Source organism: Rhodoferax sp. TH121 (assembly GCF_002251855.1).
Lineage (GTDB): Bacteria > Pseudomonadota > Gammaproteobacteria > Burkholderiales > Burkholderiaceae_C > Allorhodoferax.
This window is the reverse complement of record NZ_NOXW01000020.1, coordinates 119,968-143,787: the sequence shown is the minus strand read 5'-3', so window position 1 is coordinate 143,787 and position 23,820 is coordinate 119,968. Positions and strand designations below refer to the sequence as shown.

The following is a 23,820-nucleotide window of genomic DNA, read 5'->3' as shown; positions in this document are numbered from 1 at the left end:
CCTGCAGACTCAGGTTGCAGCCTTTACTTCAGAACCACCTTGGTCCAACGCGCAACCCAGTCAGCGCCCTTGGCAGCAATGTCGGCATCGCTGGGTGCGTGGAAGGCCGTGGGTTCGGGGGCGAACTTGAAGGCATCGGACTTGGCCACCCCAGCCTCGGCGGGGTACATCCACATCTCGGTCTGCATGCCCTGCTGCACGGCGGCGGAGCGCATGAACTCGACAAACTTCTCGGCCGCGGCACGTTCCTTGCCGCCCTTCACCAGCGCCACGCCCTCCACCTGGCGGAACACCGCACCGGGCAAGCTCAGCGAACCTGTGGGCGGCTCAGCCAGCTTGGTCTTGGCGTAAAACACCTCAGCGGCCGGGCTGGTGACGTAACTCACCACGATGGGGTGCTTGCCGCCGTTCTGGCTGAACTCGGTGTAGTAAGCCTCGCTCCACCCCTTGGCCACTTTCAAGCCGTTGGCGCGCAACTTGGCCCAGAAGTCAAAGGCCTTGTCCTCGCCCATGGCACCAATGGTGGCCAGCAAAAAGGCGTAGCCGGGACTGCTGGTAGCAGGGTTTTGCACGACGAGCAACTTGGCGTAGGCGGGCTGGGTCAGGTCGTCCAGCGCCTTGGGCACGGCCACACCGTTCTTGGCGAACCAGGCTTTGTCGTAGTTCAGCGTCACGTAGCCGTAATCCACCGGCACCAGTGGTGCCGGCAGCTCGGCAGCGGGCTTGCGGCTGGCGGCAGCGCCGGTATAGCTGTCCAGCACACCTGCAGCCAGGGCCTTGGGGGCCAATGCGTTGTCAATGCCGTAGACCACATCGGCGATTGGATTGGCCTTGGTCAGAATGAGCTTGTTGAGCATCTCGCCCGCGTCACCGCCTTTGGTGATGCGCAGCTTCACGCCCGTGTCTTTTTCAAACTGTGCCAGCAGGGGCTTGGGCACAGTAAAAGAGCTGTGCGTCAGCACACGCAGATCGGCAGCCTGCGCGGCACTGAGGCCGCCCGCCAGCAGCGCGGTGGCCAAGCTAGTCTTCAGAAACGAAAAAATCCCGTGGTGCATGGTGTGCTCGCTTTCAATGCGCCAGCCGCGGGTCGCATCAAAAACCGGCACCCGCAAGACGGGACAGGTCTCTCACACTTCCTACGCTGGCATAACCCAGATCAGGTACATGGGGTATTTCTCAGTCCTGTGACGGACACCCCCGGTGGAAGCGTGGATTGTAGGCTTTTGCGTCTGTGGGCCTCCAGCACAGGCCTATGCCCACAAGGCTGGCTTGGCCACCATCAGGTAGAACACCGCCAGCATGGCGATGAAAGCCGGGTAGCCGAGCAGCTCCCAGCGGCGCACGTACTGCCAATACAGCTTCGGCAAAGGCTCGTCCTTTTCATGCGCCACTTGTGCCATGTCCGCCATGCGCAGCTGCAGTGCCACCACGGGCGTCCAGCAGGCGCCGGTGAATAGGTAGAGCGCCACCGTCACCAGCAACCAGGGCGTGGTCCAGGGGTAACCGGCCAGGTAGGCCATCCACACGCCGGTGATTGGCTGGATCACCACCGCGGGTGAAGTGAACCAGGTGTCGGCCCGTACTACCAGCCGTGCCACCACGGCCTGCGCGGCCACCACGCCGCTACGGTTGGCATAGAAGAAGAAAAAGGCGGTGCCAAAGCCGGTGCCCACCAGCACCACGCTTGAAAGCACGTGCACCCACTTCAGGAATAGATACAGGCTCACTGTGACCTCCGCATCAATATCCATAACACCACCGCAATCGGCACGTTCTTGGTCAACGGTCCCAGCGGGTGCAACCACAGCACCGGCTGCAGCAAGGTGGCCACCACGGTCATGCCCAGCATGGCTAGCAAGGCCAGGCCATACACGCGCCGCACTGGCCACACCAGCAACAGTAAGCCCAGCACCGCGTCCACGGCAGCCCCCGCCCACACCAGGGCATTGGCCACACGCACATCCGTCACGCCGCTGGCCACCAGCGGCGCGCGACTCTGGCCCTGCAACTCCTGCACGCTGACCATCGCCGTGGCCAGCCACACAAATACCAGGCTGTACCGCAGCCAACGCGCCTCTGTATGTGCCATCCGCTCAACCCTCTTCCACCACATCCGTCACCATGCCCCACTTGGCGAATTCGGGCGCAAAATCTTCCAGTGCGTGCAGGCCCACACAGGCGCGTGCACCCGGCTCCACAGTCTCACCCGCCGCCAGCCGACGGGCGAGCAGGATAGCGGCCATGCAGGGAATTTCGGGGCCGTGGTCGTTGTCGGCGGAGATGTGCCAGGCGCGTTTCACTGATGCGCCATCCGCGTTCACCCCCGCCACCCGCACTACCATGCCGCCCAGGGCAGAGCCCAGTGGGTCAAACAGCTTGGCGCCAGCGTTGAGCAGCCGGGCCAAGGACCCGGGATTCTTGAGCACGCCCCGTTGCCGCAGCCACGCCAGCACCGCAAAGGCGCGCTGGGACAGCCCCACCTCCAGTGCAGCACGAAACTCCACGCGGTCTCGCACGCCGTAGTGGGTGGGGAACAGCGCCAGGTCCGGGATGTCGCACACCGCGCCGAGGCGTGGCCGCAGGCGCGCAAACTGCACAGGCTGCAGATCGGCCCAGCCGGCCCGGTCCTGCCAGCGCCCGCCCACCCACACCGGAATGGGCATGCCGCAGTAGCTCAATACGGCCTCCAGTGTCGCGACACCGCGCGGTGCGGTTTGGGCTGGAGCGATGCAGATATCGATGCTGTCGATGCGCGACCAGCCACGGGACAAAAAATCCACCACGGCTGACGACAGCGCAGGCACCGTGCTGGCACCGGTGATGGCTATGCGATTGGCGGCAACAAACGGAGCCTGCAGGGCCGCGGCAAAGTCGCAGACAAACCGCCGACCGTCGGCCAGGTCGATGTAGTGCGCACCAGCCTCGGCACACGCTTGGGCCACCACATAGTTCTGTCCCTGGAACGGGCCCGCCGTGTGGAGCAGTAACTCCACGCCATGCGCCTGCAGGGTTTGCACAAAGTGGGCACTTTGCCAGTCCACCGCCACACCCTTGGCATGGCGGTGGTGGATCTGGTTCAGTGCTTGGGCAAACGCGGAGGCTCGACTTTCATAGCGCCCGGCCACCAGCAATTCGATGGACGAATCCGCCGCCAACGCGCGACAAATGCGTGCCCCAAAATTTCCATAGCCCCCCAACACCATCACTCTCATGCAGGCATCCCCATGAATCCCAAATCCACAGGATAGTCGGGCCGCCCAGCCTCAACACCAAACTGCCGCAGGTTCGGCAGAATGCCGCCCAGCTCTTTCGGGCCCACACCAAACCAGCGCGCCAATGTGGCGGCGTACTGATCGACCGAGGTGCTGGGCAGCAAGCGGCCTTGGCCCACGTGCCACTGGTCCTCCGGCGCGCCGGTGTTGCCCACGCTGACCGGAGGCGGCGCGCCATAAAAGGCGCGCCCCTTGACGGCGCCGCCCACCACCAGATGGTGGCCACCCCAGCCGTGGTCGGAACCGTCACCGTTGGAGGTGAGCGTGCGGCCGAAGTCGGACGCGGTGAAGCTGGTTACTTGTTGCGCCACGCCAAGCTCGACCGTGGCGCGGTAAAACGCCGCCATTGCCTCACTCACGCGCCCCATCAGCACGGGCTGCTGGGCGATCAGGTTGTCATGCAGGTCAAAACCGCCCAGCGAGACCATGAACACCTGGCGTTTGGCGCCCAGCACGTCGCGGCCCTGGATCAGGCGGGCCACCATCTTCAGCTGGTCGGCCAGCGGGTTACCCGTCGGGAATTCGGTGGCAAGTGGCTTGGCACTGGTCTGGCTGCCAGCCAGTGCGGCGGCTACGTGCACCTCGGCCTCGCGCGAGCGCTGCATCACGCGCACGTACTCGTTCTCTAGCGGGTGGGCGCTGGGCTCGGAAATCATCTGGGACAGCAAATCTTTCACGGCTTTGGAGCCGTAGACCGCGTTATCGGTAGCAGCGCGCACACGCACCGCGCCGCCGGTACTGACCTGGTATTGCAGCGCCGAATCACCCGACAAAAACACCGCATTCCCTGTGACCGACATGCAGGTGAACAAGGACTTGGCATTGCTGCGCAACGCCAAGTCGCCCAAGTGCCCGCCCCAGCCCACGGTAGAACCCTCGGGCGACGACGACTGCCAGATGGACTGCTGATCGTTGTGCGAAAACAGCTTGGGTGGAAGCGGGTAGGTCTTGCGGTCTGCACTATTGAACTGCGCACGGGTGAGCGGCACCACCAGCGGCCCCACATTCAGTTGCACCGCTGCCTGCCCGGCGTTGAACAAATCGGCCAGCCCGGTCATGGCGGGGTGCAGTGCGTACTGCCGGCCCTCTGCCAGCGCCCGCTGCGGCTTGAGCAGCGTGCGCTCCAAATCAGCACGGGCCAGCGCAATGCCGCCGCCCGCGTCTCCCGTACCACCCCGCACAACCGCGTACTGTGCATAGCTAGCTGGGTCGAAAGTCACCACGGTATTGGCGTAGTCATTGCCGCCATACAGGAAGACGCAGACCAGCGCTTTGTAATCGGTGACGGTAACTGCTGCGGCTTCCCCCAGCGCAGCGAGGTTCAGGGCAGTGGGCAAGGCAGTGCCTGCCAGCGTGAGTTGCCCGGCGCGCTGCAAGAAGGCGCGGCGGGTATGCAGATGGGGTCGGAGCAGGTGCATGGCAGTACTCCTATTTCTGGACCAGGTACTGGGGCGCGGCCATGGTCAGCAGCACGGCAGCGGCCACACGGTCCAGACGTTTGTCAGGCGGGCTTGCAGTGGTGAGAGGCGTGGCGTTCAGTGCGGCGACCATGCGCGCCTGCAAGGCCGCAGGCAGCTGCCCTGCACACAACAAAAGGTTGAGCCGCGCCACCAACGCTTTGGCATCCGACGCTAGTGCGAGCTCGGCGGTGTAGCTGGCCTTGATGTCGAAACCGGCCTTCGGATTCTTGGAATTGCTCACGTTGTTGGGCAGGTCCGGGTCGTTGACGTAGATACCGTTGCGCACCACGCCCTGCAGGTAATTGATGTAGCCTGCCACGCTGCTCTCGGTGACGATCTGAAACTCCGGCGCAGAAGCACCGGCGGCGGCCATCTGGGTGGCTGGTGGCACATAACCGGGGCGGAAGAAATTGAACACCGAAGGCGAGCGCAGCGGGCTCTGCCCCAGTTGGGTGGCCGGATTGCTGAGGTCGCCAATCTTCCAGCCGCCCTGGGCCGACGAGACGCCAAAGGTGCGCCCCCACTGCACCAGGCGCAGCATGGGCTCGCGCAAGCGGCCAAAGCGCGGGTCGGTGAGGCCAGCCGGGCTGCGTGCTTCGTCGTCGAGCAGAATAGCCGCAAACACCGCACGCAAATCACCACGCTCCCCGCTGCCGTTGTCCGCAAAAGCGGCGGCAACGCGCGCCACATAGGCCGGGCTGGGGTTGCTGGTGACCAGGCGCTGGATCATTTGCTTGCCGAAGAACGGGCCCACATTGGGGTGCTGAAACAGCGTATCCAAGGCCAACTTGAGGGCCTCACCGCCCGACGTTTTGGCCGGGATGGTGATGCCCAGAAAGTGCGCCGCCAGCTCCGAATGGCGGTTGGGCGTGAACACCATGCGCTGCCGGGCAAAGTTCGTATTGCCCACCCTGCGTTTGCCTTCGGGGTCGAAGGGCGTGACCACGTTGTTTCGCTGGTCAAAGTCATAGCCGGTGAAAACACGGGCCAACTGCGTCACATCGCTCTGGGTGTAGGTCTCCAGCCGTTGACCGTTGGCGCCCGTCTTCTCACTGCCATCCGGGTTCAGCTGCACCAGGCCGATGGTGAACAGCTGCATCACCTCGCGGGCATAGTTTTCGTCGGGCACGCGGCCCGTGGCGGCGTTTTCTTTTTGGTTGCCCTTGGTGTTGAGATAGTGGCCCATGGCCGGGTTGAGCGTCACCTCTTCGAGCAGCGTGCGGAAGTTGCCCAGCGCATGCTGCGCCAGCGTGTCCCAATAGTGCGCCATGGCGTGGCTGCGCCAGGCAAAGTCCAGCCCCGTGAGGGAAACCACAAAGAACTCGGACAAGGCCAGCGCCAGACGCTTGCGCACCGCGTCAGGCGCCGTCATGAGTTGGTTCCAGACCATGTAGTCGCCGGGGTAAAAGTGGTCAAAGTAGCGCGTGCTGTTATCAATCTGCCCGTAGCCGCGTTGGTTGAGCCAATCCCAACCAGTTTGGCCCCGCGGTGCATCGAACTGTTGCGCCAGCCAGTCGGCATAACTGCTGTTTTGCACCGCGGCAATCTCGGAATCCGACGCTGAGAACTGCGCCTGCAACAGAAATCGCGCGGCTTCCTCGGGTGTCTGGGCACGGCTGTACTGCTGGCCGGGGCGCTGCAACCGCTGGCCACCCGGTGTGGCACAGGCGGTCAGCAGCCCCGCCACGCCGGTCAGCGCAGCGCGCTGGACCCAGCGCTCAGCCATCGGATCCGCGGCGGCTTCAGTAGCAAGGGTGTCGGTGTCTTCATCCAGCATGCAAGTCCCCTTGGCAGCCGAAGGCCGCCCCTGTCCGCATAGTAACCAGCCCCTATGACGCAGTGCCGAGCTTTGCGCTAGGCTAGGCCCATGTTGCTACCTTTGCTTACCACTTTCTCTTGGCAAGAGCTGCGCCAGCATCCGTGGCGCAACGCGGCGGCAGTGGTGTCAGTGATGTTGGGGGTGGCGCTGGCATTTGCGGTGCACCTCATCAATGCTTCGGCGCTGGACGAGTTCTCGCAGGCCGTGCGTTCGGTGGGAGGCCAGCCCGACCTGGAACTGCGCACCGCAACCGGCAGCGCCAGCAGCGTGGAGCTGGCGCTGTGGGGCCGTTTGCTGCACCACCCTGATGTGGCGGTGGCGGCACCGGTGCTGGAGCTCAGCACCTACGCCCTGCATGGCGACAAGAAAACCTTGCTGCGTGTAGTGGGTGTGGATGCGCTGCAGGTGGCTGCCGTGGCACCCGATTTGTTGCCCCTGCCCGCGGCAGGCGCCGACCGCCTGGCCCTCTTTGCACCCAACACCGTGTTTCTCAACCTGCTGGCACGTCAGGCACTGCCGGGCGCCACGCTGCAAGTGCAGCAGGGCCTGCAACTGCACACACTGCAGGTAGCGGGCAGTGTGGCCGCCGGTGGCGCGCCACTGGCGGTGATGGACATTGCGGCGGTGCAAAGCCTGTTTGGCCGCAACGACCTGAGCCGGGTGGATGTGCGACTGCGTGCGGGCGTCGACCGCGCCACCTTTGTGCGGGAACTCACCACAGCTGCAGACTGGCCCGCTGGCGCCACGCTGCGCGCGCCCGGTGATGCGGCCGAACGCATCAGCAATCTGTCGCGCGCCTACCGCGTGAACCTGACGGTGCTGGCGCTGGTGGCCTTGTTCACGGGCGGGTTCTTGGTGTTCTCGGTGCTGGCACTCAGCGTGGCACGGCGGGCGCAGCAGTTTGCGCTCTTGGGTGTGCTGGGCCTGACTGGACGGCAGCGACTGCAGCTCGTCATGTTGGAAGCAGCGGCCTTGGGCAGCGTGGGCAGCCTGCTGGGCCTGGCACTGGGCACGGCCTTGGCAGCGCTGGCGCTGCGCCTGCTGGGCGGTGATTTGGGAGGCGGATTTTTTGCAGGCAGCGCACCCGCCCTGCAGTGGAGCGGTGCAGCCGCGCTGGTGTTTAGCCTGCTGGGGGTGGCTGCGGCCCTGGTGGGCGCTTGGGCACCGGCCCGACTGGCGCAGCAGCTGCCACCGGCGCAAACCCTCAAAGGTTTGGGCGCCGCGGATGCACGTCACAGCCACGCCCGGCTGGGCGCTGCACTGCTGGTCGCTGGCGGGCTGCTGGCGCTGCTGCCGCCGGTGTGGGGCATTCCTTTGGCGGCCTACCTGAGCGTGGCGTGTTTGCTGCTGGGCGGCATCACCTCCCTACCCACCGCCGTGGGCTGGGTGCTGGACGGCGTGGCGCCCTTCGTGGCGCGCCGTGCCCTGCCACTGCTGGCAGTGGAACGCGCGCGCCGCGTGCGCGAAAGTGCGGCGGTGGCAGTGAGCGGGGTGGTGGCCTCGCTGAGCCTAGCAGTGGCGCTGACCGTGATGGTGGCAAGTTTTCGCACATCGGTCACCGACTGGCTGGACGCGGTGCTGCCGGCCGCCCTGTATGTGCGCACCGCCGCGAGTGGCAGCGCGGCCGACACGGCGTACTTTGACCCCGCGTTTGTAGAGGGCGCGGCACACGTGCCGGGGGTGGAGCGCCTGAGCACGCAGCGCACGCTGTCGCTCACGCTGGACCCGGCCCAACCCGCTGTGGCGCTGCTGGTGCGCCCGCTACGCGATGCCCAGACGGGCGCACTCAACCTGCCGCTGGTGGGCAACCCGGTGCCGGTGCCCGCCGGGCAAGTGGGCGTGTACGTGAGCGAGGCCATGCTGGACCTGTACGGTGCACGCGTGGGGCAGCCTTTACCCGCACTTTCAGCATCATTTAGGCCTCTAGCCTCTGCGGAATCTGCGCAAGCAGCTACTTTTTTTGTAGCGGGTGTATGGCGCGACTATGCCCGCCAGTTTGGTACCGTGGCCATGGACCCGGCGGACTTTGCGCGCTACAGCACCGACACCCGGGTCAACGACATCGCCTTCTGGTTGCGGCCGCAAGCGGATGTGGCGCAGGTACAAGACCAGCTGCGCGCGCTGGCCAACCAGTTGGCCCACACACCCGATGGTGCGGCTGGCAACCTGCTGGAGTTTGGCTCGGCCCGCGAAATCCGTGCCACCAGCCTAAGGATTTTTGACCGTAGCTTTGCTGTGACCTACTGGCTGCAGGCGGTGGCGATTGGCATTGGCCTGTTTGGCGTGGCGGCCAGCTTCAGTGCGCAGGTGCTGGCGCGGCGCAAAGAATTTGGCTTGCTGGTGCACCTGGGCCTGACACGTCGACAAATCCTGCGCGTGGTCGCGTTGGAGGGTGCAGCATGGACCACCTTGGGCGCTCTGGCCGGCGTGGCGCTGGGCCTGGCGGTGGCCGTGGTGCTGGTGCATGTGGTGAACCCGCAGAGCTTTCACTGGACCATGGAGCTGGCCCTGCCCTGGGGCCGGCTGGCAGCACTGGCCGCCGCGGTGGTGGTGGCCGGAACAACAACGGCCTGGCTGTCAGGCCAGGCCGCTGCAGGGCGCGACGCCGTGATGGCAGTGAAAGAGGACTGGTAGGCGCCCTCCCCGCCTGCGCTTATTTCTTCGTGCGGATCTTGACCAGCTCGGCTTGCGCTTCGTTCCACAGGTCCATGCCGATGTCGGCACCAATGGAGGCGTAGACGCGGGTCAGCTTGTCGCGCATGCGGGCGGACTCTGCAGGCGACAGTTCATTGACCTGCATGCCCTTGGCCTTGAGGTCGGCCACAGCACGGGAAGCTTCCTCGCGCGTATCCTTGCGTTCAAAGTCACGGCTCAGCTTGGCGGCGTCGCTCAAGATCTTTTGTTCGTCTTTGGACAGTTGGTCCCACCACTTCTTGCTGGCCATCACGATCCAGGGGCTGTAGACGTGGTTGGTCACCGTCATGTACTTCTGCACTTCGTAGAACTTGCTCGACAGAATGGTGTTGAAGGGGTTCTCTTGGCCGTCCACAGTGTTGGTTTCCAGCGCGCTGAACAACTCCGAGAATGCCATGGGCACAGCGTTGGCACCCAGGGTCTTGAAGCTGTTGAGGAACACGTTGTTTTGCATCACACGCAGCTTGATACCTTCCAGATCTTCCACCTTGCTGATGGCACGCTTGCTGTTGGTCAGGTTGCGAAAGCCGTTTTCCCAATAGGCCAGACCGACCAAGCCTTTCTCGGGCAGCTTGTTGCGGATCTTGTCGCCAATCGGACCATCCAGGAGCGCATCGGCTTCCTTCGCGTTGCTGATCAAAAAGGGCGTATCCCACAGCGCCATTTCTTTGGTGATACCGACCAGTGTGGCGGTGGAGCCGACCATCATTTCCTGGGCGCCGCCAATCAGCGAGTTCTGCATCTGCACATCCGGGCCCAGCGCTGAAGCGCCAATGGTGCGCACCTTCATCTTGCCGCCCGAGGCTTTCTCCACCGCCTCGGCAAACACCTTGGCGGCACGGCCCTGGTTGCTTTGTTCGTTGAGGCCGTAGCCAAAACGGATCAGGCGGGGTTTGATGTCTTGCGCCAAGGCGGGCAGCGCAGCGCTGAAGACGGCGGCTCCGGCCACGGCCAACACGGCGCGGCGGATGAGGGTGGTGGAAGTTTTCATGGAATGTCTCCTGGTGTTGTTGTGAAAAAAGACGGGAAGAGAGCGGGAACAGGGGGAACGGAACTCAACGCATCCACGCCACGGGCGCAGTCACGATTTGCGGGAACAGCACAAACAGGAACAGGATCAGCGTGTAGGTGATGAGAAAAGGGTTCACGCCCTTGATGACCTGGTGCAGCGGCAGGCGCCCGACACCTGCCACCACATTGAGCACCGTACCCACCGGCGGCGTGATCAGGCCGATGGCGCCGTTGAGCACAAACATCAGGCCGAAATAGACCGGGTCAATGCCAGCCTTGACGGCGATGGGCAGCATCACCGGCGCGAAGATCAGGATGGTGGGCGTGAGATCCAGCGCGGTGCCCACCAGGATCAACACCAGCATCATCACCACCATCAAGAGGCGCGGACTCTCCACCAGTGGGCCGAGCCAGCCGGTCAGCGTGGCAGGCAGATCCGCCAAAGTGATCATGTAGCTGGCCACTTGCGCACCGGCGCACAGGAACATCACGATGGCCGTGGTCTTGGCCGCACGCACCAGCACGCCATACACGGCCGTGGCCTTCATCTCACGGTGGATAAACAGCGCCACCACCAAGGCATAAAACGCAGCCACCACCGCAGCTTCGGTCGGCGTGAAGACGCCGGTCTTCATGCCGCCGATGATGATCAGTGGCATGAGCATCGCCCAGAACGCCTTGCGTGTGGCCTGCAGGCGCTCGCGCAGCGGCAGCGGCTGGCCTTCGGGCAAATCCAGGTCGCGTAGCACCAGTTTCCAGGCCACCAAAAGACCCGCACCCATGATGAGCCCGGGCACGATGCCAGAGAGAAACAGCGACGAGATCGAGGTATTGGTGGTCACGCCGTAAATCACGAACGGCATGCTGGGCGGAATGATGGGCGCAATGATGCCGCCCGAGGCAATCAAGCCTGCAGACGTGTGCATGGGGTAGCCCTGCTGGCGCATCATGGGCATGAGGATGGTGGCCAGCGCGGCCGTGTCGGCCAAAGCCGAGCCGCTCATGCTGGCCATCAGCACCGCTGCACCAATCGCCACAAAGCCCAGACCGCCTTTGATATGCCCCACCCAAGCCTGCGCCATGGTGATGATGCGCCGGCTGATGCCGCCGCTGTTCATCAGTTCACCGGCCAGGATAAAGAAAGGCACCGCGAGCAGCGGAAAGCTGTCAACCCCCGCCACCAGGTTCTGGGCCAGCAGCTGCGTGTCCCAAAAATCAAGCACCCAGGCCATGGCAGCACCGGTCAGCACCAGCGACAGGGCCATGTTCATGCCGATGCCCATGAGCGCCAGCATGCCGACGCAAAACACAATAAAAGCGAGACCTTCGTTAGACATGAAACCTCCGACGAGCCGCCTCCAGGAGGGCTGCGGCGCCCTCGGGGGGCAGTGAACGAATGTGAACGTGGGGGCGCATACTTATTCGACTTCTGCGCCGTGACCGAGGTCCAGCGGCGTACGTTGTATGAGTTCCCACAGGGCCATGGCGCCAATTGCAGTAGCGCACAGCAGGGCCGGCAGGGGCAGCAAGGCAGTGGGGTACGCCATCACGACCGAGTAGCTGTCCAGCCCCACCACCACTTGCTGCCAGGCACCGCGCCCCAGCAACACACAGGCCAGCAGCACCAGCAAACGGATCACCGCAGTCATCACCGCCAGCGCCCGTGGACGCTTTTGCAGCAGGGCGACCAGGCTGGTGAAGGCCATGTGCTCACCCGCTGGATATGCCGCCGTGGCGCCGATAAACACCATCCAGACAAACAGAAGGCGCGACAGCTCTTCGCTGGCAGCCACGCCACTGCCAAAGCCGTAGCGCAGCACCACGTTCACAAACACCGATACCGCCATCACGCCCAGGCACAGGGCCATGAGCCCCTGGGTCAGATGGACAAACTTGCCGGGCCTTGCAGCCGGGTCTTTCACGGGATCAGTCATGCAGGCTCCTGCGTTGTGGCCAGCCAATCGGTTACTGAGGTCTGCAGCTGGGCCAGGGGACGGGTTGCGTCCAGGCGCAAGACGCCAGCCTCGCCCACCGGGGACTCCAGCGTGGCGAACTGGTTGTCCACCAGGCTGCTGGAAAAGAAATGCGATGCGCGCGCACCCACACGGGCCTGGGCTTCGGCCTTGCCGATCTCCAGAAATACAAAGCGCAGGCCTGGTGCAGCTTGGCGCAGGCGGTCGCGATAGGCGCGCTTGAGCGCCGAGCATGTCACCACGGCCCCACCCGGCCGGGCCTGCAGCTGTGCCCCCAGCGTAGCCAGCCAGTCGGCCCGGTCGGCATCGGTCAGGGCGATGCCACGGGCCATCTTGTCGCGGTTGGCTGGGCTGTGGTGGTCGTCGCCCTCCACCAGCGGCAGCCCCATGGCCTGCGCCACCTGCTCCCCCAGGCTGGACTTGCCGCAGCCGGCCACGCCCATGATGACGATGGAATGCATGGGTTCCATAAATTGGACAGCGCTATCCTTGATAGTTCAAAAAAGATGTGGGGCAGAAACAGGCAAATGTCTCAATGAAACCGAGTACGGGTTTGCCCGTGACCATCACCACATTGGATAGCGCTATCCTATGCGAAGATCATTCCATCCATTTCAGTAGTTTCCCTAGGACATGACCGCCCCCCTTCGCCCCCGCGCCACCGGCCGCGTTACGCTGGCCGATGTGGCCCACCTCGCCGGTGTGAGCCCCATCACCGTGTCACGCGCCTTGCGCGGCGAGCGGGCCGTGGCTGCCGAGTTGGTGGCCAAAGTGCAGGCGGCGGCGAACACGCTGGGGTATGTCCCCAACCCGGCTGCCCGTGCCCTGGCTTCGGGCCAGAGCAGCCATGTAGCCGTACTGATTCCCATGCTGTCCAACGCCTTGTTTGTGGACTTGCTAGAGGCACTGCAACAAACCCTTCGCCAGGCCGGGTACCAGACCCTGATCGGCATCACCCATTACGACGCGAGTGAAGAAGAAAGCTTGTTGCGCGAACAGCTGCTGCACCGCCCGGCCGGACTCATCGTGACCGGGCTGGAGCGCAGCGACGCCACACGCAGCCTGATCGCGCACAGTGGTGTGCCCTGTGTGCACCTGATGACCGCCGAGGCCCCTGAAGGCGCCTACTGCGTAGGCTTTTCCCAGCGTGACGCAGGCCGTGATCTGACGCGCCATTTGCTGGACAAGGGCCACCGGCGCATTGCCTTTGCAGCCGCCCAGCTGGACCCGCGAACCCTGCAACGGCTTGAGGGCTGGCGCCAAGCCCTGCAAGCAGCAGGGCACTACGATGCCACACTGGAATGGCTGAACCCGGCCGCATCTTCGTTGTCGCTGGGTGCACGCATGTTCGAGCAAATCATGGGCCAACAGCCGCCGGTAGACGCGATCTTTTTTTGCAACGACGACCTGGCCCAAGGCGCACTATTGGCCGCCTTGCGCTTGGGGGTGGCCGTACCGCAACAGGTGGCGATTGCGGGCTTCAACGATTTGACGGGCAGCGACCAGATGCTGCCGCCGCTGACGACGGTGCGCACACCGCGTGCAGAAATAGGCGAAGCCGCGGGGCAGATGCTGGTGGCGTTGATGCAAGGGGAAACGGTCGCCTCACCTTGCATCAATCTGGGCTACACACTGCAACTGAGAGACAGCGCCTAGGACATTGCCCCCACGCTCCGCCGCTGCGCGGCTCGCTGCCCCCCAGGGGGGCGCGTTTCGCCTTGGGGCGGCCCGGCAGCGAAACCCCTCGCTCCGCTCAAGGAGCGTTGGATTCCAGCCCTTGCAGTACACGGCCGCGGCCTGCGGTCAGGACGTTGGCATAACTCGCCAGCCCTGCCACTAGGCGGCCAAGGGCGCGTGCCACCAGACCCAGCCCCTGCCCCACATCGCGCAGCGGTTGCACCACATTGGTCTGGAAGCGCGTGGCCAGGCAGGTCTGTGGCTGTGCCACCCATTGGAGCTGAATTCCGTCCTGTCCCTTGTAGGGCCACGCCTCCACCACCACACGCTGCCCGGCGCGCAGTTGCAGGTCGTGACCCAGGGCGACGAAATGGTCTCCGCTCTCGGTCAGCGGGGTGTGACAGGACACATCCAGCGTCGCCCAGGCCCGGCCCGACACCACACGCAACACACCGGCAGTCCGCGGCCGCAAGGTCACGGCGCAGCCCTGGAGCAGCTTCCAGGGTGCGTCCAGCTCCATTGCCTCGGCATCCGGCGGCAGATCAACAGCGTGGTCCAGTGGGGTGGCAAGGCTGAGGCCGGACAGGGCGTCGGACACGCCTTTCGAAAGCGGACGTTGGAAGGATGGGCGGTGGGCTGACATGGTGGACTCCTTCAAAAGGTGGTTGGGCAATGAATGATCACGCTGCACTGCAACACCGTCCAATGAAATCGGGCTATGCTATTCATTCCATTCCCGCATCAATCTTTGCCCTGCCATGTCTAACGCTGCACCCTCCAGCACCGAGATCCGTCTGCGCACCCGCCCCATTGCGGTAGGCCACCTGCGCGCGCTGGAGGCAGTGGCGCGCCACCTCAATTTCCGTGCGGCGGCTGAAGAACTGTCGCTGACCCAAAGCGCGGTGAGCCGCCAAGTGCAGGCGCTGGAAGACGAGGTGGGCGTGCCTCTGTTTTTGCGCCACACACGCGCCGTGGAACTGACCAGCGCGGGCGCGCAATTGTTGCGTGCCGTGCTGCCTTCGCTGGAGCGGGTAGACAGTGCCGTGCGCCTGATCCGCCGCACGGCGGGGCGCAAGAGTGTGGCCATTTCCACTTGGGCGTCCTTTGCGTCCATGTGGCTGATTCCGCGGCTCGAAGCCTTCCAGGCCGAGTACCCCGACATCGACATCCGCTTGGACGCCACCGACAACCCGGTGGACCTGGACACCAGCGATGTGGACCTCGCCATCCGCTACACCCGCCCCGGCAACGCGGGTCCTGATGCGGTACGACTGTTTGGCGAGCAGCTCACCCCCGTGGCCAGCCCCTGGCTGCTCAAAAGCGGGCCGCCACTGCGCAAAGCCGCTGACCTGAACCGCTTTGCCCTGTTGGAGGCCAGCGACAGTCACCGCCACCAGAACCTGGAATGGCTGACCTGGCGGCGCTGGCTGGACGGCAACGACCTGCCCAAGCTGGAACCCAAGCGCTGGATGTATTTCAACTACGCGCACCAGATCGTGCAGGCGGCGCTGACCGGCCAGGGCGTGGCGCTGGCGCGCATGCCACTGGTGGCCGATAGCCTGGCCAGTGGCGACCTGGTGGAGGTGCTGCCCAATGGCCGCATCGACACGCCGCTGGTGTACTTTCTGATGGTTGGGCCGCGCAGCCGCACACGCCCCGAGATTCAGGCGTTTTGTGCCTGGTTGATGGCGCAGGCTGCCATCACCCGCAAGGCCATTGGCGAGGAGCCTGACCCTGAAACCCAGGCCCACCCGGACTGAGCACAGCGTGACGCGCCTGGGCATTGCCGCGTGGCAGCCCTTCCCTGACAATGGCCTCCATGCGTAAACCCATCTCTCTGACTTTGCTGGCCCTGGCCCTGATGGGCGGCGCGGGCGCCTGGGCCCAGGAGGCCCTGGTCACCAAGCGCCAGACCACTCTGCGCGAAGGCCCCGCCGACAGCACCGCGGCCCTGGCCACGCTGCCAGCCCAAACTACCCTGACCCGCCAACCCATCCGACAAGGCCCATGGGTGCAGGTCAAAACAGCGGCGGGCGCCAGTGGTTGGATTCACCTGTTTGACGTAGGCACGGCCACCGAACAGGGCAACGTGGCCAGCGCCGCCACTGGTGCATTGCGCGGGCTCTCCAACCTGTTCAACCGCGGCAGTGCACCGAACCCGAACACCAGCGGCACCACGGCCACAGTGGGCATTCGTGGCCTGGGGGCCGAAGACATAGCCAACGCCCAACCCAATCTGGCCGCCCTGGCCCAGGCAGAGGGTTTGCGCCAGGATGCGGCGCAGGCCAAACGATTTGCCGCCGATGCCAGCCTGAGCGCCCGCCTCGTGGACCCGCTGCCAATACCTGCGCCCCCCACGCCTGCCACCGCCTCCGGCCCAGGATATTCCCCATGAAGCGCACTTTGCTCTCCTTGACTTTAGCGGCCTGCTGCGCCGCGTTGCCCTGGTCGGCCGTGGCGCAAGACCCCGGCAAGGTGCTGGGTGGCTTGCTGCAAAACATCCTCAAACCCAATGCACCGGGCAATAACAGCGCCCCGGCAGCAGCGGCCAACACCCATGACCTCGCCAACATGCTCTCGCAATCGATGGAGCAGATCGACGAACCCAAGGAAATCGAGATGGGCCGCCAGCTCGCCGCGGTGCTGCTGGGTGCCAAGCCGCTGCACCGGGATGTAGCCTTGCAGCGCTATGTGAACCGCCTGGGCCGCTGGATCAGCCTGCAATCCGAGCGCCCCAACCTGCCATGGACCTTTGCGGTGCTGGATGACGCAGGCTACAACGCCTTTGCCGCACCGGGTGGTTATGTGTTTGTGACCAAGGGCCTCATCGACTCTGTGGCCGATGAGTCGGAGCTGGCCGGCATCCTGGCGCACGAGATCCACCACGTGGTGGCCAAACACCACTTGGCTGCAATGCGCAAGTCGGCACAAACCGGCCTGCTGACCCGCGCCATTGCATCGCAACTGGGCAACAACGCGCAGGGCGCACTCTCGGCCCAACTGCTGGCACTGGGGCGCGAGGTGTATTCCAAGGGCCTGGACCAAGGCGACGAGTTTGATGCCGACCGCAGTGGCGTGGCCTTGGCCGCGCGCGCGGGTTTTGACCCCTATGGCCTGGTAGCCGTGCTGCAGCAGCTGCGCACGGCCAAACCCGACAACCCGGTCTTCACCCTGGCGCTGAGCACCCACCCTGCCACCCAGACGCGGCTGGACCAGTTAGAGGCCGCCATGGGCCAGCGCCTGGACGCACTGTCGGGCAAGCCCTCGCCCACCGTGGCCCAACGCCTGGCCCGCACAGGGAGCCGCTGAATACGGTGACAGCGTCCTTGATTGCGCGGCGTAAAGCCTTGGCAGCGCCCCTGTTGGCAGGCTTGCTGCCCGGTGCCTGGGCGCTGCCTGCCAAGCAGCTCACCTTCCCGCGCGATGCGGGTAGCCACAACGACTTCGCCACCGAGTGGTGGTACCTCACGGGCTACGCCAACGTCGCGGGCCAAACGGCCGCTTTGGGTTTCCAGGTCACATTTTTTCGCAGCCGCGTGGCGGCGACCCAAGAGATGCGATCACGCCTGGCCGCCAAACAGCTGCTGTTTGCGCATGCGGCCGTCACCGATGTGGCAGGCAGGAAACTCTGGCACGACCAGCGCATCGCCCGTTGGTCCGGCGAACCTGCGGGTAGCAACCCGGCTGACACCGCCTCCGCCAGCGCACAAGACACCGGCGTGCTGCTGCGCGATTGGTCGCTGTTGCGCCAAGGCGCGGACCTGCACGCCCAGATTCCTGCGAGCAACTTCAACCTGAACCTGCGCTTCAAAGCCATGCAGCCCGTGCTGCTGCAGGGCAAAGACGGCCTGTCACGCAAGGGGCCGGAGGAAAAGCAGGCCAGCTACTACTACAGCGTGCCACAGCTGCAGGTCAGTGGCAGCATCACCCTGCAGGGTCAGACACGGGCGCTGGAGGCCGGCAGCACCGCTTGGCTGGACCACGAATGGAGCCAAGAAGTGCTGCATCCGCAGGCCGTGGGCTGGGACTGGATTGGCATCAACCTGTTCGACGGCAGCGCACTGACCGCCTTTCAGCTGCGCGACCGGCAAGGCGGCGTTTTATGGGACGGTGGCTCCTTCCGCAGCGCGGCCGGCGCACGGTATGCCTTCTCGCGCGGCGAGGTGCTGTTCCGCCCTGTGCGCAGCTGGCGCAGCCCCATGAGCCGTGCCAGCTACCCCGTGGAATGGGTGGTGCGCACCGCGGGCGATTTCTATACCGTGAAGGCCGTTATCGACAACCAGGAGCTCGACAGTCGCAGCTCTACCGGCGCCATCTACTGGGAAGGCCTGAGCGAAGTATGGGACAGCAAAGGCACGCTAGTGGGGCGCGGCTACCTGGAGATGACGGGGTATGCAGCAGCCCTGAAGCTCTAAAGGCACAGCAACATACCGCAACAAACCGAAAAACAAACGCTACAAATTCAATAGCTGCTCACGCAATAATGACGGAGGCCAAAGGCATATTTGACTATATTTCTCGACCTGCCTTGCCTCTACCGCCCTCGTCCCCACCTAGGCTGCCATGACTTCATCCGACCGCCCCAAAGCCAGCAACCCCCAATCCCTCTCCGGCCTGCTGCCGTTTCTGCGGCCCTACCGGGGGCGCATTGGCATGGCGCTGGTGTTTCTGGTGCTGGCAGCGGGCGCCACGCTGGCCTTCCCGATCGCGCTGCGCAGCCTGATTGACGGCGGGCTGGTGCAGACCGACAAGGGGGCGCAGATGATGGCGCTGCGCGATCACTTTGCTGCGCTGTTTGCAGTGGCGGTGGCGCTGGGCCTTTTTTCGGCAGCGCGGTTTTACATGGTCAGCTGGCTGGGCGAGCGCGTGACCGCCGACCTGCGCAACGCGGTCTACGGCCATGTGCTCAAACAGAGCCCGGAGTTTTTTGAGACCACGCAAACCGGCGAGGTGCTCTCGCGCCTGTCGGCCGATACCACGCTGGTGCAAACCGTGGTGGGCTCGTCGCTGAGCATGGGACTGCGCAACGCGGTGATGGGCGTGGGCGCGCTGGCCGTGCTGGTGTGGACCAACCCGGTGGTGATGCTGCAGGTGCTGGCGGTGCTGGTGCTCATCGTGATGCCCAGCCTGTGGTTCGGCCGGCGGGTGCGCAAACTCTCACGCGCCAGCCAGGACCGGGTGGCCGACTCCAGCGCGATTGCGGCCGAGGTGCTCAACGCAATTCCCGTGGTGCAAAGCTACACCGCCGAAGGGCGCGAGACGGTGCGCTTTGTCACCTCCACCGACAACGCCTTTGCGACCGCCACCAAGCGCAGCCTGATGCGCTCGGTGCTGGTGGCCTTCATCATCATTGCCACCAGTGCAGCGCTGCTGTGGGGCCTGTACCAGGGCACCCAGGCGGTGGCCGAAGGCCGTATCACCGCCGGCCATCTGGGGCAGACTGTGGTGTACGTGATCATCCTGGCCAGCGCTTTTGCGGTGCTGGGCGAGGTCTATGGCGACCTGCTGCGCGCAGCAGGCGCCACCGAGCGGCTGATGGAGCTGCTGAACACACAGTCGCCCATTACTTCACCCTCAAAACCGCAGCTAGCCCCCATGCCCTCTGCGGGGAGTGCTATCAAATTTGAAGCTATTGACTTCCATTACCCGTCACGCCCTTTGCAACCCGCGCTGCAAAACTTCAGCCTGAACGTGCAACCCGGCCAGACCGTAGCCATCGTCGGCCCCAGCGGAGCGGGCAAGAGCACGGTATTCCAGCTGCTGCTGCGCTACTACGACCCGCAGGGTGGCCGCATCTTGCTGGACGGCATGGGCACGCGCGACATGGCGCTGGACGCACTGCGCCAGCGCGTGGGCATCGTGCCGCAAGACGCGGTGATCTTCTCCAGCACGGCGCTGGAAAACATCCGCTATGGCAAGCCAGACGCCACCGATGCCGAGGTAAAAACCGCCGCCCAGGCCGCCTTCGCCCACGAGTTCATCAGCGCCCTGCCCCTGGGCTACGACACCTTCCTTGGCGAGCGCGGCGTGCGGCTCTCCGGCGGGCAGCGCCAACGCATCGCCATTGCCCGCGCCATGCTCAAGAACCCGCCCCTGCTCCTGCTGGACGAAGCCACCAGCGCGCTGGACGCCGAGAGCGAACGCATGGTGCAGGCCGCGCTGGAGAGTGCCATGCGCGACCGCACCACGCTGGTGATTGCCCACCGCCTCGCCACGGTGCAAAAGGCCGACCTGATCGTGGTGCTGGACCACGGCCAGCTGGTGGAACAGGGCACGCACGCCGAACTGGTGGCGCGCGGCGGTGTATATGCCGGGCTGGCGGCACTGCAATTCAACGCTTGAGTGAGCACGACCTGCGCTGGACATAGCATTGAAAAGCGGGGGCAAAGTGCCTAAAATCGAGGCATTCAACTCGCAGGAGAACGGTATGGACGTCAGCAAAGCCAAGCCCCAGCAGGTACAGCAGACCCAAGCGGCCCAGCGCACCCAGGAAGTGCGGGAAACGCAGCAACGCGAACTCCAGGCCAAAGCAGCTGAACGCCAAAAGACCGAAGAACCCAAGCCCAAACCCGTGGTCAACACCCAAGGGCAAACCACCGGCCAGCTGCTCAACGTCACCGCCTGAGCCGCCACGGAGCCTGCGGCCATGGTCGCCATCACCGCTACCAACTCGGCATCGCCGTCCTTGCAAGCGACGCTGAGCAAGGCGCGTATTGAGCAGGCGCGACGCGAAGCTGACTCTGCAGAGGCGCGGGCCAGCGATTTGCGTGCGCAGGCTGACGATGCCGAGCGTGAGGCACAGGACAAAAATCAGACCGCGCGCTCACTCAGTGCTGCCGGCCAAGCCAAGGACAGTACCTACACGAGCGCATTTCGCCGCCCCAGCAGCGAAGTGCCGCCGGCCACACAGAATTTTCTGGAACGCATGTACACCACGGCCAGCCCCAAGTTTGCGGCCAGCGGCAACCCACTCAAGCAGGACGGCGACACGCCCCCGGTGCTGAACAGCCAGGGACAATCCACCGGGCGCATTCTGGACGTTCGGGCCTGACATCGTTATTAATTTTTTGCATAGTTTGCAAATGAAGTGGCCTTGGACAGGTCGCTGTGGCCCGCCTACATTGCGGGCCATGACGACAACCACAAGGAGCATTCATGTCGCAACACCACGCTAACCCGGCGTCTCCCGCACATCCCGCAGCCACCACCCATGCGCTGCCCTCTTACCTGCAGGCCGATCACTTGGGCCCCTGGGGCATTTACCTGCAACAAGTCGACCGCGTCACACCCTACCTGGGCCACCTGGCCCGCTGGGCCGAAACCCTCAAGCGCCCCAAACGCGCACTGATCGTGGATGTGCCTATTCAGCTCGACAACGGCACCGTAGCCCACTTTGAGGGCTACCGCGTGCAGCACAATACCTCGCGCGGCCCCGGCAAGGGCGGAGTGCGTTTTCACCAGGATGTGACGCTGTCGGAAGTGATGGCCCTGTCAGCATGGATGTCTATCAAGAACGCGGCAGTGAACGTGCCTTACGGCGGGGCCAAGGGCGGCATCCGCGTCGATCCCAAGACACTGTCACGCGGTGAGCTGGAACGCTTGACGCGCCGCTACACCAGCGAGATCGGCATCATCATCGGGCCCACCAAGGACATCCCGGCACCTGACGTGAACACCAATGAACAGGTGATGGCCTGGATGATGGACACCTACTCCATGAACGAAGGCGCCACCGCCACCGGTGTGGTGACTGGTAAGCCGATCGACCTGGGTGGCTCCTTGGGCCGGCGCGAGGCTACAGGCCGCGGCGTCTACACCGTGGGCGTGGAAGCCGCGCAGCACATCGGCCTGGATGTTTCCAAAGCGCGTGTGGCTGTGCAAGGTTTTGGCAACGTGGGCGGTATCGCCGGCAAGCTGTTTGCACAAGCTGGCGCCCGTGTGGTGGCGGTGCAGGACCACGGCGGCACCATCTACAAAGAGTCCGGCCTGGATGTGCCGGCACTGCTGGCCCACGTGGCCGCGCACGGAACGGTGGCTGGGTTCACACCCGCCGAAACCCTTGCGAATGATGCCTTCTGGGATGTGGACTGCGACATCCTGATTCCTGCTGCGCTGGAGCAGCAAATCACCAAGGCGAACGCCGGGCGCATCAAGGCCAAGCTGGTCATCGAAGGCGCGAACGGCCCGACCACCCCCGAGGCAGACGACATCCTGCAAGAGCGCAATGTGCTGGTATTGCCCGATGTGATTGCCAATGCCGGCGGTGTGACAGTGAGCTACTTTGAATGGGTGCAGGATTTCTCCAGCTTCTTCTGGAGCGAGGACGAGATCAATGCCCGCCTGGTGCGCATCATGAAGGAGGCCTTTGCCGGCGTCTGGAACGTGGCACAAGACCACAAGGTCAGCCTGCGCACCGCCACCTTCATCGTCGCCTGCAAGCGCATACTGCACGCGCGCGAGTTGCGCGGCCTGTACCCCTGACGCGGGCGCCCGCTCTACTGGAGCGGGCCTTTCAAGGCCTCGGGCAACAGGAGCGGCATGACTTCAATGCCCTCCTCCACCAGCTCCTGCGCCTGTTCCAAGGTGGCCTGCCCACGGATGCTGCGCACTTCCGCTTCGCCGTAATGCATCTTGCGGGCTTCTTCCACGAATTGGCCGCCCACATCGGCGGTGTTCGCTATCACATGGCGGGCCACGGCCATCCAGGCAGCGGCCAGCGCAGTTTCCACTTCACCCATGCGTGCAGGTGGGGTGGGGCTAGGGGCTGATGCCAGGGCAGGCGTAGAAGGCTGAGGTTCACGTGCACCCGAAAGGTTAAGCCGCGGCGCACTGAGCTTCTTCACCACCGTCGGGTCTGCGCACACAGGGCATTGCACCAAACCGAGCTGGCACTGATTGACGAAATCGTCTTCCGACGCAAACCAGCCTTCAAAGAGGTGATGCCGGCTGCACGCGAGATCAAGGACTTTCATGCCAAGGCCCAGTTCAGACGGACAACGGTGCGCCCCACTCCAATGACCAATTCCCTTTGAGCACGTTCTGGACCCAGAGTGCGCCGGCCAAGGTCTTCGCATCGGTGACGCGTCCTTCACGGCACCACTGCAGGAATTCAGTGGGTGTTGCGGTGAACACATCGAGGAACTCGCCCTCGTCAAGCTTGCGTGGCCCCAATTTCAAGTCGCGAGCGAACCAAATGTCGATGAACTCAGTGGAATACGAAATGACAGGGTGCATGACACCGGCCCGAGCCCACGCGCCTGCCGTGTAACCAGTCTCTTCCAGCAATTCACGCTCAGCACAGCGCTGTACACCTTCGCCTGCATCCAGTTTGCCCGCCGGGAACTCGATCATCACGCGCTCTACGGGGTAACGGTACTGGCGCTCCAACACCAACTTGAGCCCCCCACTGCCGTCGTCGAGCAAGGGTATGACCATTACCGCACCGGGGTGGATCACATATTCACGCGTTGCCGCCTTTCCATTGGGCAGCAACACCTGGTCACGAAATGCGTGTAGAAAATGCCCTTTGAGAATTTCCTCGCCAGATGTCTTGCGCTCGATCAGGTGACTGTCATCGTCCATGGTGATCTTTGACTTACCCCGCTCGTTTGAACAGGTAGCGGTAGACAAAACCCGGGAACGCAAACGTCACAAACAAAGCAAGGGTGATGGCATAAAACTCCCACCCCTGTGGACTGATTTGCCCTGCACGATGCTCCAGTCCCAAGCCAACGGCACCCGTCAGGCTGTATAGGAACAAAAGCTCCAGCAGCCGCCAGCCCAAGGACTTATTCGCAGCCCCCAAACGATACAGGCCCAGCAGACGTTCCGTGAAGAACGGGAGGTTGGCACACACGAAAGCCAAAGCAAGGACGAAACCTGCAGAAAAAGAATTCATCATGGTTGTTACGTCA

At 64.2% G+C, this 23,820-nt stretch carries 24 protein-coding genes and 1 riboswitch; of the genes, 10 read left to right on the top strand and 14 right to left on the bottom strand.

Annotated features, from left to right (window positions below; translation table 11 throughout):
• Positions 1–23 precede the first annotated feature (23 nt).
• From CHU94_RS06740 to CHU94_RS06715, 6 genes are all read right to left on the bottom strand, one after another.
• The gene (locus CHU94_RS06740) at positions 24–1,055 is read right to left on the bottom strand and encodes a thiamine ABC transporter substrate binding subunit (RefSeq protein WP_094479266.1); all 1,032 of its coding nucleotides are present in this window, start codon (positions 1,053–1,055) and stop codon (positions 24–26) included.
• A gap of 60 nt (positions 1,056–1,115) precedes the next feature.
• Positions 1,116–1,209, bottom strand: a riboswitch (TPP riboswitch).
• A 41-nt stretch (positions 1,210–1,250) separates the two neighbouring features.
• Positions 1,251–1,727, bottom strand: coding sequence for a DUF2269 domain-containing protein (locus CHU94_RS06735; protein ID WP_094478081.1), 477 nt, complete (start codon positions 1,725–1,727; stop codon positions 1,251–1,253).
• Positions 1,724–2,089 carry a DoxX-like family protein gene (locus CHU94_RS06730; protein ID WP_094478079.1) on the bottom strand — a complete coding sequence of 122 codons (366 nt, stop codon included), beginning with the start codon at positions 2,087–2,089 and terminating at the stop codon, positions 1,724–1,726. The genes CHU94_RS06735 and CHU94_RS06730 overlap by 4 nt, the downstream gene beginning before the upstream one ends.
• A gap of 4 nt (positions 2,090–2,093) precedes the next feature.
• Positions 2,094–3,212, bottom strand: coding sequence for a saccharopine dehydrogenase family protein (locus CHU94_RS06725; RefSeq protein ID WP_094478077.1), 1,119 nt, complete (start codon positions 3,210–3,212; stop codon positions 2,094–2,096).
• The gene (locus CHU94_RS06720; protein ID WP_094478075.1) at positions 3,209–4,690 is read right to left on the bottom strand and encodes a DUF1501 domain-containing protein; all 1,482 of its coding nucleotides are present in this window, start codon (positions 4,688–4,690) and stop codon (positions 3,209–3,211) included. The genes CHU94_RS06725 and CHU94_RS06720 overlap by 4 nt, the downstream gene beginning before the upstream one ends.
• 10 nt (positions 4,691–4,700) lie before the next feature.
• Positions 4,701–6,509 (bottom strand): DUF1800 family protein, encoded by a 1,809-nt coding sequence (locus tag CHU94_RS06715; protein ID WP_094478073.1) that lies wholly within the window; start codon positions 6,507–6,509, stop codon positions 4,701–4,703.
• A 90-nt stretch (positions 6,510–6,599) separates the two neighbouring features.
• Between CHU94_RS06715 and CHU94_RS06710 the strand changes: the two genes are divergently transcribed.
• Complete coding sequence (locus tag CHU94_RS06710) at positions 6,600–9,185, top strand: FtsX-like permease family protein (protein ID WP_094478071.1); 2,586 nt, start codon at positions 6,600–6,602, stop codon at positions 9,183–9,185.
• Between the two features lie 19 nt (positions 9,186–9,204).
• Here CHU94_RS06710 and CHU94_RS06705 read toward each other — a convergent pair whose 3' ends face one another.
• The 4 genes from CHU94_RS06705 to CHU94_RS06690 all read right to left on the bottom strand — a co-directional run bounded on the left by CHU94_RS06705 (position 9,205) and on the right by CHU94_RS06690 (position 12,690).
• Positions 9,205–10,236, bottom strand: a complete 1,032-nt coding sequence (locus CHU94_RS06705; RefSeq protein WP_094478069.1) for a TRAP transporter substrate-binding protein — start codon at positions 10,234–10,236, stop codon at positions 9,205–9,207.
• Between the two features lie 64 nt (positions 10,237–10,300).
• The gene (locus CHU94_RS06700) at positions 10,301–11,593 is read right to left on the bottom strand and encodes a TRAP transporter large permease (RefSeq protein ID WP_094478067.1); all 1,293 of its coding nucleotides are present in this window, start codon (positions 11,591–11,593) and stop codon (positions 10,301–10,303) included.
• An 81-nt stretch (positions 11,594–11,674) separates the two neighbouring features.
• Positions 11,675–12,124 carry a TRAP transporter small permease gene (locus CHU94_RS06695; protein ID WP_255033898.1) on the bottom strand — a complete coding sequence of 150 codons (450 nt, stop codon included), beginning with the start codon at positions 12,122–12,124 and terminating at the stop codon, positions 11,675–11,677.
• A 62-nt stretch (positions 12,125–12,186) separates the two neighbouring features.
• Complete coding sequence (locus tag CHU94_RS06690; RefSeq protein WP_255033869.1) at positions 12,187–12,690, bottom strand: gluconokinase; 504 nt, start codon at positions 12,688–12,690, stop codon at positions 12,187–12,189.
• A gap of 172 nt (positions 12,691–12,862) precedes the next feature.
• On the opposite strand from CHU94_RS06690, the gene CHU94_RS06685 reads away from it, so the two are divergent.
• On the top strand, positions 12,863–13,885 hold the full coding sequence (locus CHU94_RS06685) for a LacI family DNA-binding transcriptional regulator (RefSeq protein ID WP_094478063.1): 1,023 nt from the start codon (positions 12,863–12,865) through the stop codon (positions 13,883–13,885).
• 97 nt (positions 13,886–13,982) lie between these two features.
• On the opposite strand, the gene CHU94_RS06680 is transcribed toward CHU94_RS06685, so the two are convergent.
• Entirely contained in the window at positions 13,983–14,549 is a 567-nt protein-coding gene (locus tag CHU94_RS06680; protein WP_141211404.1) for a DUF2917 domain-containing protein, read from the bottom strand.
• 115 nt (positions 14,550–14,664) lie between these two features.
• Between CHU94_RS06680 and CHU94_RS06675 the strand changes: the two genes are divergently transcribed.
• From CHU94_RS06675 to CHU94_RS06640, 8 genes are all read left to right on the top strand, one after another.
• Positions 14,665–15,666 (top strand): LysR substrate-binding domain-containing protein, encoded by a 1,002-nt coding sequence (locus CHU94_RS06675; protein ID WP_094478061.1) that lies wholly within the window; start codon positions 14,665–14,667, stop codon positions 15,664–15,666.
• Positions 15,667–15,725: 59 nt separating this feature from the next.
• Positions 15,726–16,301, top strand: a complete 576-nt coding sequence (locus CHU94_RS06670) for an SH3 domain-containing protein (RefSeq protein WP_141211403.1) — start codon at positions 15,726–15,728, stop codon at positions 16,299–16,301.
• On the top strand, positions 16,298–17,215 hold the full coding sequence (locus CHU94_RS06665) for a M48 family metalloprotease (RefSeq protein WP_094478057.1): 918 nt from the start codon (positions 16,298–16,300) through the stop codon (positions 17,213–17,215). The genes CHU94_RS06670 and CHU94_RS06665 overlap by 4 nt, the downstream gene beginning before the upstream one ends.
• Before the next feature lie 50 nt (positions 17,216–17,265).
• The gene (locus tag CHU94_RS06660) at positions 17,266–18,321 is read left to right on the top strand and encodes a lipocalin-like domain-containing protein (protein WP_255033897.1); all 1,056 of its coding nucleotides are present in this window, start codon (positions 17,266–17,268) and stop codon (positions 18,319–18,321) included.
• Between the two features lie 148 nt (positions 18,322–18,469).
• A complete protein-coding gene (locus CHU94_RS06655) occupies positions 18,470–20,248 on the top strand; it encodes an ABC transporter transmembrane domain-containing protein (RefSeq protein ID WP_094478053.1) in 1,779 nt (592 codons plus the stop codon).
• Positions 20,249–20,333: 85 nt separating this feature from the next.
• Entirely contained in the window at positions 20,334–20,531 is a 198-nt protein-coding gene (locus CHU94_RS06650) for a hypothetical protein (protein ID WP_141211402.1), read from the top strand.
• Between the two features lie 21 nt (positions 20,532–20,552).
• On the top strand, positions 20,553–20,957 hold the full coding sequence (locus tag CHU94_RS06645) for a hypothetical protein (RefSeq protein ID WP_094478049.1): 405 nt from the start codon (positions 20,553–20,555) through the stop codon (positions 20,955–20,957).
• A gap of 104 nt (positions 20,958–21,061) precedes the next feature.
• Entirely contained in the window at positions 21,062–22,387 is a 1,326-nt protein-coding gene (locus CHU94_RS06640) for a Glu/Leu/Phe/Val dehydrogenase (RefSeq protein ID WP_094478047.1), read from the top strand.
• A 14-nt stretch (positions 22,388–22,401) separates the two neighbouring features.
• On the opposite strand, the gene CHU94_RS06635 is transcribed toward CHU94_RS06640, so the two are convergent.
• Genes CHU94_RS06635 through CHU94_RS06625 form a run of 3 tightly spaced genes read right to left on the bottom strand, consistent with a single transcriptional unit; the run spans position 22,402 to position 23,807 of the window.
• Positions 22,402–22,878, bottom strand: coding sequence for a DUF1178 family protein (locus tag CHU94_RS06635; protein ID WP_094478045.1), 477 nt, complete (start codon positions 22,876–22,878; stop codon positions 22,402–22,404).
• A gap of 13 nt (positions 22,879–22,891) precedes the next feature.
• Positions 22,892–23,488, bottom strand: a complete 597-nt coding sequence (locus CHU94_RS06630; protein WP_094478043.1) for an NUDIX domain-containing protein — start codon at positions 23,486–23,488, stop codon at positions 22,892–22,894.
• A 13-nt stretch (positions 23,489–23,501) separates the two neighbouring features.
• Entirely contained in the window at positions 23,502–23,807 is a 306-nt protein-coding gene (locus tag CHU94_RS06625; protein ID WP_255033868.1) for a DUF2818 family protein, read from the bottom strand.
• Positions 23,808–23,820 lie beyond the last annotated feature (13 nt).

Bases quoted from the DNA above. Each gene is read 5' to 3' on its own strand.
- CHU94_RS06740 (WP_094479266.1), bottom strand. From the start codon at position 1,055: ATGCACCACGGGATTTTTTCGTTTCTGAAGACTAGCTTGGCCACCGCG.
- CHU94_RS06730 (WP_094478079.1), bottom strand. From the start codon at position 2,089: ATGGCACATACAGAGGCGCGTTGGCTGCGGTACAGCCTGGTATTTGTG.
- CHU94_RS06725 (WP_094478077.1), bottom strand. From the start codon at position 3,212: ATGAGAGTGATGGTGTTGGGGGGCTATGGAAATTTTGGGGCACGCATT.
- CHU94_RS06720 (WP_094478075.1), bottom strand. From the start codon at position 4,690: ATGCACCTGCTCCGACCCCATCTGCATACCCGCCGCGCCTTCTTGCAG.
- CHU94_RS06715 (WP_094478073.1), bottom strand. From the start codon at position 6,509: ATGCTGGATGAAGACACCGACACCCTTGCTACTGAAGCCGCCGCGGAT.
- CHU94_RS06710 (WP_094478071.1), top strand. From the start codon at position 6,600: ATGTTGCTACCTTTGCTTACCACTTTCTCTTGGCAAGAGCTGCGCCAG.
- CHU94_RS06705 (WP_094478069.1), bottom strand. From the start codon at position 10,236: ATGAAAACTTCCACCACCCTCATCCGCCGCGCCGTGTTGGCCGTGGCC.
- CHU94_RS06700 (WP_094478067.1), bottom strand. From the start codon at position 11,593: ATGTCTAACGAAGGTCTCGCTTTTATTGTGTTTTGCGTCGGCATGCTG.
- CHU94_RS06695 (WP_255033898.1), bottom strand. From the start codon at position 12,124: ATGGCCCTGTGCCTGGGCGTGATGGCGGTATCGGTGTTTGTGAACGTG.
- CHU94_RS06690 (WP_255033869.1), bottom strand. From the start codon at position 12,690: ATGCATTCCATCGTCATCATGGGCGTGGCCGGCTGCGGCAAGTCCAGC.
- CHU94_RS06685 (WP_094478063.1), top strand. From the start codon at position 12,863: ATGACCGCCCCCCTTCGCCCCCGCGCCACCGGCCGCGTTACGCTGGCC.
- CHU94_RS06680 (WP_141211404.1), bottom strand. From the start codon at position 14,549: ATGTCAGCCCACCGCCCATCCTTCCAACGTCCGCTTTCGAAAGGCGTG.
- CHU94_RS06675 (WP_094478061.1), top strand. From the start codon at position 14,665: ATGTCTAACGCTGCACCCTCCAGCACCGAGATCCGTCTGCGCACCCGC.
- CHU94_RS06670 (WP_141211403.1), top strand. From the start codon at position 15,726: ATGCGTAAACCCATCTCTCTGACTTTGCTGGCCCTGGCCCTGATGGGC.
- CHU94_RS06665 (WP_094478057.1), top strand. From the start codon at position 16,298: ATGAAGCGCACTTTGCTCTCCTTGACTTTAGCGGCCTGCTGCGCCGCG.
- CHU94_RS06655 (WP_094478053.1), top strand. From the start codon at position 18,470: ATGACTTCATCCGACCGCCCCAAAGCCAGCAACCCCCAATCCCTCTCC.
- CHU94_RS06650 (WP_141211402.1), top strand. From the start codon at position 20,334: ATGGACGTCAGCAAAGCCAAGCCCCAGCAGGTACAGCAGACCCAAGCG.
- CHU94_RS06645 (WP_094478049.1), top strand. From the start codon at position 20,553: ATGGTCGCCATCACCGCTACCAACTCGGCATCGCCGTCCTTGCAAGCG.
- CHU94_RS06640 (WP_094478047.1), top strand. From the start codon at position 21,062: ATGTCGCAACACCACGCTAACCCGGCGTCTCCCGCACATCCCGCAGCC.
- CHU94_RS06635 (WP_094478045.1), bottom strand. From the start codon at position 22,878: ATGAAAGTCCTTGATCTCGCGTGCAGCCGGCATCACCTCTTTGAAGGC.
- CHU94_RS06630 (WP_094478043.1), bottom strand. From the start codon at position 23,488: ATGGACGATGACAGTCACCTGATCGAGCGCAAGACATCTGGCGAGGAA.
- CHU94_RS06625 (WP_255033868.1), bottom strand. From the start codon at position 23,807: ATGATGAATTCTTTTTCTGCAGGTTTCGTCCTTGCTTTGGCTTTCGTG.